Raw genomic sequence first — 14,263 nt, forward strand, 5'->3', positions numbered from 1 at the left:
CAGACAGCCCAAGGGAAATGCGCGGCTGCGCAGGCGAGTAGGGTGGGCTTCAGCCCACCGCTTGCAGCCTGAACATCTACCTTGGTGGGCTGAAACCACCTTGCCGCGCTGCGCAACCAGACCAGAACAACAACCGGCCTGACCGGAGACCGAGATGAACGACGCCGTGGAATTGATTCAGCATCAGGATTCGCCACGTTACATTCGCCTCAACGAGGCGGACAACGTGGCCGTAGTGGTCAACGATGGTGGTGTACCGACAGGTGCCCGGTTCGAGGACGGCCTGGTGACAGTCGAAAATGTGCCCCAGAGTCATAAGGTCGCGCTGGTCGATATCCCGGAAGGCGAGCCGGTACGCCGTTATGGCCAGATCATTGGCTACGCGCTCGAGCCACTGCGCCAAGGCTCCTGGATCAAGGAAACCCAGCTGAAGATGCCCAGCGCGCCGCCGCTCGACAGCCTGCCGCGCGCAAACGCCGTGCCGGACAAGCTCGAGCCGCTGGAGGGCTACACCTTTGAGGGCTATCGCAACGCCGATGGCACCGTGGGCACTCGCAACATCCTCGGCATCAGCACGACCGTGCAGTGCGTGACCGGCGTGCTGGAGCATGCAGTCAAGCGCATCCGTGACGAGCTGCTGCCCAAATACCCCAACGTCGACGACGTGGTCGCGCTGACTCACAGCTACGGCTGTGGGGTGGCCATCAACGCGCGCGACGCCTACATCCCGATCCGCACCGTGCGCAACCTGGCGCGCAACCCGAACCTGGGCGGCGAGGCGCTGGTGATCAGTCTCGGCTGCGAAAAGCTCCAAGCCGAGCAGGTGATGCACGAGGGCGATCCCTCGGTGGATCTGCGCGACCCCTGGCTCTATCGCCTGCAGGAATCCAACACCGGCTTCGGCGAAATGATCGAGCAGATCATGGCCCTGGCCGAAACGCGGTTGAAGAAGCTCGATCAGCGCCGCCGCGAGACGGTGCCGGCGTCCGAACTGGTGCTGGGCATGCAGTGCGGCGGCAGCGATGCCTTTTCGGGCATCACCGCCAATCCGGCGCTGGGTTATGCCTCGGACTTGCTGGTTCGCGCCGGCGCCACCGTGATGTTCTCCGAGAACACCGAGGTGCGCGACGCGGTGTACATGCTCACCGCCCGTGCCGAGTCGACTGAAGTCGCCGACGCGCTGATCGCCGAGATGGACTGGTACGACCAGTACCTGGAGCGCGGTGCCGCCGACCGCAGCGCCAATACCACGCCGGGTAACAAGAAAGGTGGGCTGTCGAATATCGTCGAGAAGTCGCTGGGCTCGATCGTCAAATCAGGCAGCGGCGCCATCAATGGCGTGGTCGGTCCCGGCGAGCGGGTTGATCGCAAGGGGCTAATCTTCTGCGCGACGCCGGCCAGCGATTTTGTTTGCGGCACGCTCCAGTTGGCAGCTGGTATGAACCTGCACGTGTTCACTACCGGCCGCGGCACGCCATACGGCCTGGCCATGGCGCCGGTAGTCAAGGTGGCGACCCGTACCGAGCTGGCCGAACGCTGGCCGGATCTGATCGACATCGACGCAGGGCGCATCGCCAGCGGCCGCGCCACCCTCGAAGAGCTCGGCTGGGAGCTGTTTCACTACTACCTGGATGTCGCCAGCGGTCGCAAGAAGACCTGGGCTGAACAACACCGGCTGCACAACGACATCGTGCTGTTCAATCCAGCGCCCATCACCTGACCACGGCGCAAAAGCGCATCCGCGCGATGCGCTGCATCGAGTGGTCAACTGCGGAGATCGAGATGAGCAAGCTGCCGGACGAATTCATCCGCGCCGTTGAAAGCGTCGTCGGTGAGCTCGGCATCATTCGTGATGCCGAGCGCATGCACAGCTATCTGAGCGACTGGCGCAACGCTTACCGTGGTGAAGCTGCTCTGATAGTTCGCCCGGCCAGCACCGAAGAGGTCGCCTCCGTGGTACGGCTCTGCAACCAGTACCAAGTGACACTGGTTCCGCAGGGCGGCAATACCGGCTTGTGCGGCGGCTCGATCCCGGACGCCAGCGGCAAACAGGTTGTGCTATCCCTGACGCGCATGAACCGTATCCGCGAAGTCGATGCAGCGAACGAGACCATTACGGTCGAGGCGGGGGTGATTCTGCAGAGGGTCCAGCAGGCCGCCGCCGACGCTGGGCGGTTATTCCCGCTGTCCCTCGGCGCGGAGGGCAGCTGCACGATTGGCGGCAACCTCGCCACCAACGCCGGCGGCACTGCCGTGCTGCGTTACGGCAACATGCGTGACCTTGCCCTGGGACTGGAAGTGGTACTCCCCGACGGGCAGATCTGGAATGGCTTGCGCGGTCTGCGCAAGGACAACACAGGCTATGACCTCAAACACCTGTTCATCGGTTCGGAAGGCACGCTTGGCGTCATTACCGCGGCGGTGCTGAAGTTGTATCCAGCCGTGCGCAGCGTGACGACCGCCTGGGTCGCATTGCCCAGCGCGGAAGCGGCGGTTCAATTGATCGGCATCATCCGAGGCCTTTGTGGAGATCGGCTGACGGGGTTCGAGTTGATGTCGCGACAGAGCGTTGAGTTCGTGCTCAGTCACGTCGCCAGCTGCAGCGATCCCTTTGTCGCGGCGCACCCCTGGAATGTGCTGATCGAGTTGAGCGATACCCAACCTGACGCGCCGCTCAATGACCTTCTTGAACTCGGGATAGGCGAAGCCCTGGAGCATGGGCAGGTGAGCGACGCAGTCGTCGCCAGCAGCGAAGCGCAGGTCGCGGCGCTCTGGGCGCTGCGCGAAGGTATTTCCGAAGCCCAGAACCACGAAGGCCCTAGCCTCAAGCACGACATCAGCGTGCCGGTGAGCTGCATTCCGGCGTTCATCCAGTCAGCCGATCAGCGCTTGCTTGAGCGGTTTCCCGGCGTGCGCATCGTCGCCTACGGGCATGTTGGCGACGGAAATCTGCACTACAACATCAGCAAGCCGGTCGGTTCTGACGATGCGAGTTTCAAGGCACAGCAAGAGGCGATCATGCACGTCATCTACGAGGCCACCGCCGGATTTCAGGGCAGCATCAGCGCGGAGCATGGATTGGGCCAGGCCAAGCGCGCCGCCGCGCGGTTGTACAAGGAGCCGCTGGAACTCGAACTGATGCGTGCCATCAAGACAACACTTGATCCCAACGGCCTGATGAACCCGGGCAAGGTGCTCTGAGCACGCTCATCACCCATTCATCAACCCATTCGAGGTGATCCCGTGACCTGCATACTTCAAATCGGCCCGCTGACTGAACGCTTCAATTGTGGCCTGGCTGCGGAGCATGAAGTGCTGCGTTTCTGGGAGGAGGGGGCCGATGCGTTGGTTGCCCAGCATGCCCAACGCATCGATGTCGTGGTGACGTCAGGTCGGTTCGGCTGCACAGCCGCGCTGATCGAACAACTACCCAACCTGCGAGCGATCATCAGTTTCGGCGTCGGCTATGACGCCATTGATGTGGCCGCTGCACGGGCGCGAGACATCCTGGTGAGCAACACTCCGGACGTGCTCAACGATTGTGTAGCGGATCTGGCCTTCGGCTTGGTTATCGACACCGCAAGACAGATGTCGCGCGCGGACCGCTTCGTACGTGCAGGCAAGTGGCTCTCCGGCGGCTTGCCGTTGGCGACGCAAGTGAGCGGGAAGCGACTCGGCATTGTCGGCCTCGGGCGAATCGGAGAAACGGTCGCCAAGCGCTCCAGCGGCTTCGACATGGAGGTGCGCTACCACAATCGCCGCCCGGTCGAAGGCAGCGGCTATGGCTACGAATCAGACCTGGTCGAGTTGGCGACGTGGAGCGATTTTCTCGTTCTGACCTGTCCGGGCGGTGAGAGTACCCGCCACCTGATCAATCGAAGTGTGCTCGATGCGCTTGGCTCGAAAGGTATTTTGATCAACGTTTCGCGCGGCTCCGTGGTCGACGAGCCCGCCCTGGTCGACGCGCTGACCGAAGGACGGCTGGGCGGCGCGGGTCTCGATGTGTACGCCCACGAGCCCAAGGTGCCACAAGCCCTGATTGACATGCCCAACGTCGTTCTGCTGCCGCACATTGGCAGCGCTACCGAGGAAACCCGGCTGGCCATGGAAGAGTTGCTGTTCGCCAATCTGCGCGCGTTTCTCGAGCGCGGCGAGGTGCTGACGGCTGTCTGAGCACACATACCCGTGCGTTTCAGATGAGTAGGCGGCCTCGGTCGCCGGCGGCCCAGGCCAAAAGCCTCGGTCAGATAACTACAGAGTGACATCCCCTGGGCGCCCAACGCCGCGAGCCACAAGCCCGCAGGTGCTAGGCGCCATTCAAATTCAAATCCTCGAGCGATACGGCTTTCATAGGAGACGGCGCATGGCTGACCTTAGCTCTCTGACCGAGGTCGAGCTTCAGCATGAATCGCTGCGACTGTCGGTTTGCCCAGCATTGGGCGGGGCAATCACGCGATTGAGCGTCGATGGCATCGATTTGCTACGACCTTGGGACGGCTCCAACAGCGTTCGACGTACCGGCTGCTTTGTCCTTGCACCCTTTTCCAATCGCGTCGGCGATGGCGGGTTCATACATGAGGGAACACGTTATCCGTTGCGCAACCTGTCTGCCGAACACCCGTTGCCGATTCATGGAGTCGCCTGGAAGCGCGCCTGGAGCCTGACCGAGCAAACCTCGACCAGTCTTCGCCTGACCTTTACGCATCAGCCGGAGGGGGATGGCGTGCGTGACTGGCCGTTCGCTTTCGAGGTGGAACACGAGATCAAGCTCGACGATACCGGCGTTGCACTCCAACTGCGGTTGCGCAACAGCGACAGCCGCTCGATGCCCGCCGGACTTGGCTGGCACCCGTATTTCCTGCGTCATGACGCATGCCAGCTGCAATTCGAAGCGCAGGATGTCTGGCAGAACGACGCTCAAAACCTGCCGTTCAAGAAGGCGCCGATCCCTGCTGAATGGGACTTTTCATCCGAGCAATCACTTCAGCAACCCGGCCTGGACAACTGTTTCGTAGGCCGCACCAAGCCAGTAACCATCCGCTGGCCGAACGAAGGGGTAGCGCTGACCATGCACGCCAGCGAGTCACTCGATCATCTGGTCGTGTTCACGCCACCGGCAGAAATGGGATTTTTTGCGGTCGAGCCGGTTTCTCATGCCAACAATGCCCTTTGCATGGACGATCCGGACGCAAACGGAATACAGGTGCTGCAGCCCGGCGAAACAATGCAGGTCAGTTGCAAACTGCAGATTCAGCGTATGGCTCGTACGCTCCAGTAGCGTCTCACCCAGGTGTTGATAGCTCAAAGTCGCAGGGCGGCCGAGAGGTGCGAGCGCCCATTCAAGAGCGCTCGCGTTCGGTCATGCCGGGCTGATGTTTTGGTTGATGCGGAAGAGATTTGTCGGGTCGAACTTCCTTTTCAGATCCACCAGTCGCTGGTAGCTCGTGCCATAAGCGAAGGCGGTGCGCTCAGCTTCATCACTGGTCAGGAAGTTCACGTAAGCGCCACCACTGGCAAACGACTGCGTACGGTCAAAAAACTCCCGCGCCCAGGCAATGCAACGAGCATCCTCATCCGCCGTTTCCCAGCGGACATGCACATTCATCACATAGTTGGCGTCACGACTCGAGTAAGCCATGGCGTCAGGCTTGGTTCGTCCTGTTTCGCCACCTATCGTAGCGACGAATATCTCGCATTGCGGTGAGGGCAGTGCATTGGCGTATTCGATGACGGTATCGATCAACCCCTCCTCGAGCTCTGAGAAATTGTGGGATTTCCAGTAGTTCCGGGAGCCCGGCGTCAATAGCGGATCGAAGACCTGCTGCCAATCGACATACGGCTGCACGCCGATGTGCTCACCGTAGGCGGAACCGAACTGCCTCAGTGCCTCCACATGTTTCATGCCCTCATCGGGGTCGCCTGCGTAACAAACGGCCAGCACAACGATTTCTTTGCCGTGGACCTCTTCGGCCAGGAACGGCAACGGCGGCGCCTTGCGGGCAACCATCCAGACGTTGAGCTCGTCCGGCATCGTTTCGGTGAAACGAGCGAACTGGGTGATAACGGATTTCGCCTGTTCAAACGGAAAGACGATGAGGCCGCACAACACGTCAGGCCCTACCGGGTGCAGCCGAAATTCGAAACGGGTGACGATGCCGAAATTCCCGCCGCCGCCGCGAAGCCCCCAGAACAGATCCGAGTTTTCCGACTCACTGGCGTGCAGCTGACAACCATCGGCGACTATTACATCCGCCCCCAGCAGGCTGTCTACGGTCATGCCGTACTTTCGGCTGAGCCAACCAAAGCCGCCGCCAAGGGTCAGCCCGGCCACGCCCGTGGTGGAGTTTATGCCCAGAGGCGTGGCCAGGCCGTGTGCTTGCGCAGCCGCATCGAAGTCAGCCAGCGTGCAGCCCGGCTCGACATAGCCTCGACGTTGTTCCGGATCGATAGTCACGTCTTTCATAAGCGAGAGATCGATCATCAGGCCGCCGTCACAGACTGCATTCCCAGCAATATTGTGTCCGCCGCCGCGGATAGAGAAAGGCAGGTCGTGTTGGCGAACGAAGTCCAAAGACCGAACCACGTCGTCAGCAGAACCGCAGCGGGCAATCAGCGAAGGACGGCGGTCGATCATGCCGTTCCAGATCTGGCGCACTTCGTTGTATTGGGGATCTTCGGGAAAAACGAGCGTGCCCGCAAAAGCCGTGTGAAATGCGTCTGTCGCGGTGTGTGAAAGCTGATTCATAACGATCACCGTTGAGTATGCCGGAAGGCACGCACAAGGCCTGCCCACGGCTGTGAAGGGGGAGACTACGACCTTCTGGCGATAGTCGATGCCTCACAGCACCCCACAACTCGGCATTCGTCAGCGGATATGCACAGTATAGGCACTCAAGTCAATAGTGCCCGGCTGATTGAAAGGTTTCGGTGCGTGGGATGGGCTTTCTCGCTCTGCTAAGCCCTACAGTGGCAAAAAAAAGCCCGTCACTAGGACGGGCTAAAGTTTCCGCAACAGGAGCGAGGAGTGTTGCGTCCAGCGTGGTGGTGACGCTTACAAGATCGAGATCGGGTAGTTGAAGATCAGACGGTTCTCGTCAAACTCGTTACGGCTGAACGAGCTGTCACGACGCATGCTGGAGTTACGCCACTTGATGTTCAGGTTCTTCAAAGCGCCGCTTTGTACGGTATAAGCCAGCTCGGATTCGCGACCCCATTCCGAGCCTTCGTCACCGCTTGCTGTGGTGATGTTGTCGCCGCTGATATAGCGGTTCATCAGGACCAGGCCAGGGATACCGACGCCAGCGAAGTTGTAGTCGTGGCGAATCTGCCAGGAGCGCTCATCGGCCGCGTCATAGGCGGAGTTGAAGCTGTCGTTAGCTACCGATGCACCGCCGGTACCGTTAACGCGCATCCACTGATTACCGCTGACTTTTTGCAAACCGATGTAGAAGGTGTTGGCACCGGCTTGCAGGCCAAACAGACCGGAATAGGTCTTGTTGTCCAGATCGCCAGCCAGGGCGCTGCCCTCATCCTTGCCGGTGAAGTAGCCCAGGTTCGCGGTTAGGGCCAGATTTTCACCCAGCGGCTGGACATGTAGCACCTGCGCATAGCTCTGCTGGTAGATGTCCTCGAGACGGGCATGCCACAGACCAACCTTGGTCTTTTCATTGAAGGTGTATTCACCACCGATGAAATTGAAGCGGTCTGAAGTGGCAGTAATGCCGTTCAGTCCGTCCTTGTACGACATATCTTCCATGCTGGCATCGTCACGGGTGCTGTTCTGGCGCATCTGACCACCGAACAGTGACAGGTTGCTGATCTCTCTCGACGAGATCATGCCACCTTGGAAGGTTTGTGGCAGCGAGCGGCCGTCATCCGCACGGAGCACGGGCACAACAACCTGCCACTCACCGACACGCAGTTCGGTTTCCGACATTTTGGCTTTGGCAGCCACGGCTATCCGACCGAAGTCATCCGCTGGGTGGCGTTCAGCACCAGTGCCGTGAGTCGGGAGCAGGCCAGTTCCGTAGGTGCCGGAACCGCCGTCGAGCTTGACTGCCAAACCGGCCAGCACATCAACGCCAAAACCTATCGGGCCAGGGGTGTAGCCGGACTGAGCATTGAGAATGAAACTCTGGGTCCACTCCTCAGCCTTGTTCTGGCCGCCGTTGTAGGCCGGGTCTACGAAATTACGGTTGATGTAGAAGTTACGAGCGTTGAGCGTGACCTTGCTGCCTTCGACAAAACCGTCCGCAGCGTAGGCGGCGGCAGGAATGCCGAGCGCCAGCGACAGAGTGCCTGCGAAGACGGCGGCAGACAAAGAATTGCGTGGGGTCATTGTTGTTGTGCTCCCTTTTTTAAGTAGTCCGCCCAGTGCGACAGGTGTCAAAGACGAGGCGGGATAAAGCGCGACCGCTGTTCAAAGCGACGCTGTCGGCGCAAAAGACCTGATATCAGTTGTCGTACGACAGATCGGATTATGGCTGCGGAGTGTGACTTGTCAATTCAATTTGTAAAGAATTGTGAGAGCTCAGACTTTGGTCTAATGCTCTATTTGGCAGGCTTTAGAAGTCGAAGAGCAGCCAGTTGATATTGGCTTGTCGAGGGGTGGAGATACGATGACCTCGAAGCGACTCTACCTATTCGGCAGAAGCCCACCAAACCGGCAGGAGTCGTCTGATGTCTTGCCTGGCGAAGCGGTCGTCGATCAAGTGAACAACGCCGACGTCTTCGGTGGTGCGAATAACTCGGCCGGCGGCCTGCACAACCTTTTGCAGCCCAGGGTAGAGGTAGGTGTAGTCATAGCCCGCGCCGAACAGCTGATCCATCCGCGCTTTCATTTGCTCATTGACGGGGTTGACCTGTGGCAGTCCCAACGTAGCGACGAAAGCGCCGATCAGACGCCGACCTGGCAGGTCGATACCCTCGGAAAAAGCACCACCCAGTACGGCGAAGCCAATACCGCAACTTTCATCCGTAAAACGTGCAAGAAAGGCATGGCGCGCCTCTTCATGCATGCTCCGCGTCTGTTCCCAATAGGGCAGCTGCGGATGCTGCGCAGCGAGCAGGTTGGTCACCTGCTGCAAGTAGTCAAAGCTGCTGAAGAACGCCAGGTAGTTGCCAGGACGTTCCCGAAATTGCTCGACGAGCAAATCGACAATCGGCTGAAGTGAAGCGTAACGGTCGTGATAGCGGGTCGAAATGTGCCGAGCCAGACGCACCTGCAACTGTTCGGACTGGAACGGAGAGTCCACATCGAGCCATACGTGGTTGAGCGGCAGGCCGAGCGTGTCGGCGTAGAAACGCGGCGGGCTGAGGGTGGCTGAAAACAGCACGCATGAGCGCGCTTCGAGTAGGCGCGCCTTCAGAAACGGCGCAGGTAGCACGTTGCGTAAACAGAGCACAGACACGCGTGCCTCACTCCGTGTCGGGAGCAGCGTGCAGTCGAACAGCGAGTGATCTCCGAACAGCTCAGCGAGCCGGCAGAAATGCATCGCATCGAAGTACACCGACTGCAGCGCCGGATCGAGACCTGCGGGGTTTTCCGCGAGATGCTCGGTGATTGCGCTGACCGCCTGTTGCAGCGCGCCAAGAAGCTTGTGTGGCAATTCCGGCTGGGCCTGATAGCTGAGGGTTTGCAAACGGTGCACATCACCCCAGCAGCGCAGCACACGCTCGACTGGCCTCTTAAGTGCTGCCGGAAGTATCTTCCGTAAGCCTTTGAAACTGCGAATGTCCAACTCGGCGCTGTACATCGCCCTGGCGCGTTCCAGCAGGTTGTGGGCCTCGTCCACTAGCAACCCGATGCGCCACTGATTGACCAGCGTCAGACTGTAGAGCAGGGCGCTCAGATCGAAGTAATAGTTGTAGTCGCCAACGACCACATCGGCCCAGCGAGCCATTTCCTGACTGAGGTAATAGGGGCAGACCTGATGGGCCACGGCCACCTCGCGCAGCGTCGACTGATCGAGAAACGGTCGTCTTATGGCCTCGGCGCGCGCAGCGGGAAGGCGATCATAAAAGCCACGCGCAAGCGGGCATGATTCGCCATGACAGGCTTTGTCCGGATGCTCGCAGGCTTTGTCCCGTGCGATCAGTTCCAGCACGCGCAACGGCGACGAGGCCTTCAGGCTGGCAAGTGCGTCCAGTGCCAACTGCCGACCGGAGGTTTTCGCGGTGAGAAAAAACAGCTTGTCGAGCTGCTGACCGGGGACTGCTTTCAGTTGCGGAAACAAGGTTGCGAGCGTTTTGCCAATACCGGTTGGCGCCTGCGCCATCAGGTGGGTACCGGTGCAGGCAGCCTTGTACACCGCTTCGGCGAGCTGTCGCTGGCCGCTACGAAACTCACCGTAGGGGAATGTCAGAAGCCGTAATGCCTGGTCACGCTCGGCTCGATGGACCAGCTCCTGTTCTGCCCAGACAATGAGGCGTTGACACTGGGTTTCGAAAAACGCCTGCAGATCTTCAGCGCTGCAGGTTTCGATCAGCAGGGTTTCCTTCTGGCTGACCACATCGAAATACACCAATGCGATGTCCAGTGACTGCAGCGAGCGCATCTGGCAGAGCAACCAACCATAAACCTTGGCTTGCGCCCAGTGCAGGTGGCGGTGGTTGTCCGGTTGCCGGGCAAGGTCGCCTCGGTAGGTTTTGATTTCTTCCAGCTGATTCTTCGTTGGGTCGTAGCCATCGGCGCGGCCGCGCACGTATAGATTGCGGTAGGTGCCTTCAAGCGTGACCTCCCGTTCGTACCCATCGCCACGCCGCGCGGTGACCGTGGCGTGACCGGCGATACCTTCCAGCGCGGTAGGCGAGGGCGTGAAGCGCAGATCCAGGTCACCCTGCTTGGCGGTGAACTCGCACAGGGCTCGCACCGCGACCCGATAACTCAAGGCGCAGCCTCCGACCACTGCACGTAGCAAACAGCGAGCGGAATCTGCTGCCTCAGCGCAAATTCGATCCAGCGCTTCTGATTGTCCTGCAAGCGGTCGCCAGGGCCCTTCACTTCGATCATTCGATAACGCTGCTCGCCGGGCCACAGCTGGATGAGGTCCGGCAAGCCGCTGCGATGGTTGGGCACATCCTCAAGGATGCGCTGAAAAAATGCGCGCAGATGCTCGGCTGGGATACAGGCGAGTGCCAGCTCCAGCAATGCCTCGTCGAACAGCCCCCAGCTGACGAAATGCGACTGCAGGCCAAACTTCTCTCGAAACGTGCGACGAATGCAGACACGGTATTCGTCAGTGCCGAGCTTGCTCAGACACTCGTCGAACAAGCCGGCACGACGAGCATGGAAATCAGGGCGCGTCAGATCAGCCGGGCCGGCGTGAAACGGGTGAAAGAACGCGCCGGGCAAAGGCGCGAAAATAGCGTCCCAACAGAGCAGACCAAGCAGCGAATTGATCAGCGCGTTTTCAACGTAGTAAACCGGCGCATCGCTGCGACCGAGGTGCGCGCGTACGGCCTGCTCGACGCTCATGCCGTCGGGCCTGGGCAGGCTCAGGTCTATGCGTTCTGGCTGCGCCGCGCGCACCTGACGCGCGGCCGGCTTGCCCAGCGCGCGTAGCAGGCGCGGCAGAATACGCTGCAGTTGCTGGGCTTCATGCTCACTTTCAGGCTTGGCCTGCGCCATCAGGGCCAGCTGCATGGCGGCCTCTGGCTGGTCGCAACGCTCCAACACCCGGATTGCACGCTCGCGTGCGCCGGGATAGCTGTTGGCTGCATGCAGGCGCAGCGCCAAGGGCAGATCACCGTTGCGCTCGCATTGCCTGGCGATGCTCAGTATCAGTTTGCCGCGGCGATTTTCCAGCCATTCATTGGCGTACGGCGTCGACGGGATATCGGATAGCACCGCTTCTACCGCTTCTCCTGCCTCGAAGCGTTCACGACAGTGATGCAGGTGCAGGTAGGCATCCACATCAGCGCGCGCATGGAAGGCGCGGGAAGCCGGGGAGAACGCAACCTGCTCGTAGCGAAAAATGCCTAGATCGGCGAGCACGAACTCGGACCAGTCTTGATGGATGTTGCCGAAGAACATCAGCCGCAAGCGGTCGCCCAGATCGCCAATCGTCAGTGCGAACGCCGCGTCCTCAAGCCCCTCACACCAGCTGGCAAACGGCTTTGGCTGGGGCGCTTCGTCCAGCATGGCCTGGAGTAAATCACTCTTGCGCCGGCCGCAGTTTGCGGCACCGCCATAAACGCGAAGCAGTTCGTCTTTTTTCAGCAGACCAAACAGCTGCGCCAGATCCAGCATCGGGTTGATCTCGATCCAGCCGTGTTCGATAAGCGCAACGGATGCCTGCATTGGGCAACCAATCTCCGCGTAGTGCAGCTTGCTTGCGCGAAACAACGTGCCTTTGCGCATGACCATGCGCACCAGCAATGCCTGCGCGGCCTGCGGAACCTGATGAAAATGGTCGAGAAAGGCGCGCTCGTGATCGTGCAGCAGATCACCGTGGCGCTCACCAACCCAGGCGAGCACTTGGCGAAAGTTGTCGAGGTAATAGAAGGGGTTTTCCAGCGCCTGGCGCATCGAACGTCCGGTTCGGTCGAGCATGGGCATGGCGCCCACAAGGCTGTGTATTTATACAGTTACCAATGGTTTTGGCAATGCCTGGACGATCAGTGGCGACGACCTCTGCACCGGCGGGGCTTGGAGAGCTATAGAGTAAGGCTTGGCGCTCAACCCACCCGAGCCTTGGCCGGGTGGGTTAAGCGCAATGAGGATCAGACCGTGCGGGAAAAACGGCCCCGTTGCTCGCCGCCCAAATAGGCGTCGAACGCCATGGCGACGTTGCGCAACATCAACTGCCCCTGAGGCAACAGAACCAGGGCATCGTCATTGATTTCCACCAGCCCGTCGGCGACATGTTCGTCCAGCTTGGCCAGCGAGTCGGCGAAATAATCCTGGAAGTCGATGCCGTAGCGCTGTTCGATTTCGGCGTAATCGATGCGGCCATGGCACATCAATGAAACGATCACGTCGCGACGCAAGCGATCGTCTTCGCTGAGCTGATAGCCGCGGTGCACCGGCAACATACCGTCGTTGAGCCGAGCGTAATACTGCGATAACTCCTTTACGTTCTGGCTGTAACTGTTGCCGACTTTACCGATGGATGAGATACCGAGGCCGATCAGGTCACAATCGGCATGGGTCGAGTAGCCCTGAAAGTTTCGCTGAAGCGTGCCATTGGCACGCGCGAGGGTGAGTTCGTCGTCCGGCAGGGAGAAGTGATCCATGCCGATATAGACGTAGCCCGCCTCAGTGAGCCGCCGGATGGTCAGCTCCAGCAGTTCGAGCTTTCGCTCGGGCGGCGGCATGTCTTCCGGGCGAATCAGCTTTTGCGCCCGGACCAGATCCGGCAGATGCGCATAGCTGTAAGCCGCAATTCGATCCGGGCGGATGTCGATGATCTTGTCCAACGTCACGCCGAAGCTTTCAACGGTCTGCAGCGGCAGGCCGTAGATGAGGTCGACGCTGATCGACTTGAATCGGGCGTCACGCGCAGCCTGGACGAGCTCTCGGGTCTGCTCTTCAGTCTGGATGCGGTTGACTGCAATCTGCACCTGCTCGTCGAAATCCTGTACGCCGAAGCTCAAGCGATTGAAGCCAAGCTCGCGTAGCTGATGGATCTGAGCCGGGGTCACGGTACGTGGATCGACTTCCAGCGAAAACTCGTGATTGTCACTGTCGTCCATGTTGAACGCGTCGTGCAGCGTCGCCATGAGATCAGCCAGCTGTTCACTGGTGAGATAGGTTGGGGTGCCGCCGCCGAGGTGCAGTTGAGTCAGCTTCCGCGAGCGGTCGAAGAGCGCGGCCTGCATCCTGATCTCGCGCTTGAGGTAATCGAGGTACTCGACGGCGCGATCGGTCTTGTGAGTAATGATCTTGTTGCAGGCGCAGTAGTAGCAAAGGCTTTTGCAGAACGGGATATGGATGTACACCGACAGCGGCTTGGGCGTCGGGGCCTCGTTGGTTTCCTGCGCAGCGCTGCGGTAATCATCTATGGCAAAGGCCTGATGAAACTGCGGGGCAGTAGGGTAGGAGGTATAGCGAGGACCGGGACGGTCATATTTCTCGACCAGGGCGCGGTTAAAGCTCGGCGTTTGGTCCATGTAGAGTTTCACCTTGATTGCATGATTGTGAGTGGCTGGGCCGGGCAGGGCCGTCGGCAGCCTGCGACATCTTGGCGCGAATTATCGCGTTTCCCCAGTCGGAGTGGGCCTGTCCCAGATCAAGAACCGGTCAGGCCGGACGCCCGGACGC

Annotated in this window: 9 protein-coding genes; 4 read left to right on the plus strand and 5 right to left on the minus strand. The window is 60.1% G+C overall.

Translation table 11 applies throughout. The annotated features are described in order from the left end of the window. Nucleotides 1–166: 166 nt before the first annotated feature. The 4 genes from garD to CXK96_RS04155 all read left to right on the plus strand — a co-directional run bounded on the left by garD (nt 167) and on the right by CXK96_RS04155 (nt 5,278). Nucleotides 167–1,720, plus strand: a complete 1,554-nt coding sequence (gene garD, locus CXK96_RS04140; protein ID WP_102835501.1) for a galactarate dehydratase — start codon at nt 167–169, stop codon at nt 1,718–1,720. A gap of 62 nt (nt 1,721–1,782) precedes the next feature. Beyond that, nucleotides 1,783–3,201, plus strand: a complete 1,419-nt coding sequence (locus CXK96_RS04145) for an FAD-binding oxidoreductase (protein ID WP_102835502.1) — start codon at nt 1,783–1,785, stop codon at nt 3,199–3,201. Nucleotides 3,202–3,243: 42 nt separating this feature from the next. After that, nucleotides 3,244–4,173, plus strand: a complete 930-nt coding sequence (locus tag CXK96_RS04150) for a 2-hydroxyacid dehydrogenase (protein ID WP_102835228.1) — start codon at nt 3,244–3,246, stop codon at nt 4,171–4,173. A 190-nt stretch (nt 4,174–4,363) separates the two neighbouring features. Continuing rightward, on the plus strand, nt 4,364–5,278 hold the full coding sequence (locus CXK96_RS04155; protein ID WP_102835229.1) for an aldose 1-epimerase: 915 nt from the start codon (nt 4,364–4,366) through the stop codon (nt 5,276–5,278). 81 nt (nt 5,279–5,359) lie between these two features. On the opposite strand, the gene CXK96_RS04160 is transcribed toward CXK96_RS04155, so the two are convergent. From CXK96_RS04160 to hemN, 5 genes are all read right to left on the minus strand, one after another. Continuing rightward, a complete protein-coding gene (locus CXK96_RS04160; RefSeq protein ID WP_102835230.1) occupies nt 5,360–6,745 on the minus strand; it encodes an FAD-binding oxidoreductase in 1,386 nt (461 codons plus the stop codon). A 306-nt stretch (nt 6,746–7,051) separates the two neighbouring features. After that, nucleotides 7,052–8,338 carry an OprD family porin gene (locus tag CXK96_RS04165; RefSeq protein WP_102835231.1) on the minus strand — a complete coding sequence of 429 codons (1,287 nt, stop codon included), beginning with the start codon at nt 8,336–8,338 and terminating at the stop codon, nt 7,052–7,054. Nucleotides 8,339–8,639: 301 nt separating this feature from the next. After that, a complete protein-coding gene (locus tag CXK96_RS04170; protein ID WP_102835232.1) occupies nt 8,640–10,889 on the minus strand; it encodes an ATP-dependent DNA helicase in 2,250 nt (749 codons plus the stop codon). Next, complete coding sequence (locus tag CXK96_RS04175; protein ID WP_102835233.1) at nt 10,886–12,529, minus strand: VRR-NUC domain-containing protein; 1,644 nt, start codon at nt 12,527–12,529, stop codon at nt 10,886–10,888. The genes CXK96_RS04170 and CXK96_RS04175 overlap by 4 nt, the downstream gene beginning before the upstream one ends. A 194-nt stretch (nt 12,530–12,723) precedes the next feature. Further along, a complete protein-coding gene (gene hemN / locus CXK96_RS04180) occupies nt 12,724–14,112 on the minus strand; it encodes an oxygen-independent coproporphyrinogen III oxidase (protein ID WP_102835234.1) in 1,389 nt (462 codons plus the stop codon). Nucleotides 14,113–14,263: the final 151 nt, after the last annotated feature.

The organism is Stutzerimonas stutzeri (genome assembly GCF_002890895.1).
Lineage (GTDB): Bacteria > Pseudomonadota > Gammaproteobacteria > Pseudomonadales > Pseudomonadaceae > Stutzerimonas > Stutzerimonas stutzeri_AB.